The organism is Paracoccus fontiphilus (genome assembly GCF_017356265.1).
Classification (GTDB): Bacteria; Pseudomonadota; Alphaproteobacteria; order Rhodobacterales; family Rhodobacteraceae; genus Paracoccus; species Paracoccus fontiphilus.
The window spans coordinates 1-940 of the sequence record NZ_JAFNAW010000168.1 but is presented as its reverse complement, the minus strand read 5'-3'; the positions used below and the strand labels follow the sequence as shown (position 1 = coordinate 940).

1 pseudogene is annotated in these 940 nt (G+C 59.8%); it reads right to left on the bottom strand.

Features of this window, described 5'->3' with window-relative positions:
• Positions 1-91: 91 nt before the first annotated feature.
• A pseudogene (locus tag J0F76_RS20680) lies at positions 92-940 on the bottom strand (transposase); the annotation flags it as partial.

Genomic DNA, 940 nt, shown 5'->3' with positions numbered 1-940 from the left:
AACTCCACCTCGATCATACACCTCGATGGCCACCCGAGATTACACCGAACGTGCCGGTGAAATTACACCACGTCCGCGGACACTACCCATTGCCGCTGCGAATACCGTTCTCCCAGCGTTGCTTCAGGTACTCTTCAAAATACCATGCAGACGAGCGTTTGAGGACCGCGCGCTTTCGGTCCGGTGGCGTCTCGAACTGCAGCCATTTCGCGACGCTACGTCGGGGAAACCCCGTCCTCCGCCCGATCTCGCTGCACGTCAGCCCTTGCTGCCGAAGTGCCCGAATTGTCTCGTATATCTCCTCGCGAGACTTGCGGTGCGCAAGACGTGACTTCAGAAGGTTACTGGCCGTGCTGATGTTGTCTGCATCGGAGAGCAATGCTCTGCCAGTCGCGCGACCGTGCAAGTTCATTTGCTCCTCGATTGCCATGCGAAGGTTCTGCACGATATGAAACCGGTCGGCGACCTGTTCCGCCTGCGGCGCTCCTTTTCGGGCGGCTTGGGCGTAGAGACCGCAGCGATCCCGGCTTATGACTTCCACCTCAGGATGACGCCTTAGCCAGTCGGTGCATGTGACGACATCACGATCTTCGAGAACATCGATGACGGCGCGACGCTCGAGGTCGATGATGATCGTCCCGTAGTTCTGCGACTTTCGCCAACTCCAATCATCGATCCCGATGATCCGTGCGCGTGGTGGAACAACTTGAGCTGCGCGTAGCAACTGTCGGAGAATAGTATCGTCACTGACCCGGATACCCAGTCGCCGCAAGAGCCGTTCAGCTGGGGTGCCGCCAGCGGCGTGCGCCACATGGCCTAAGAGTTGCGCCTGTCGAGACGTCCGGCGCGCATAAGGGGTCGCCACCGCCGCCTCGCGATCGGAGAACGTGCGGCGGCGGCAATCCGAGTTCAAACATCGCCATCGACAAACCCTGAGCTC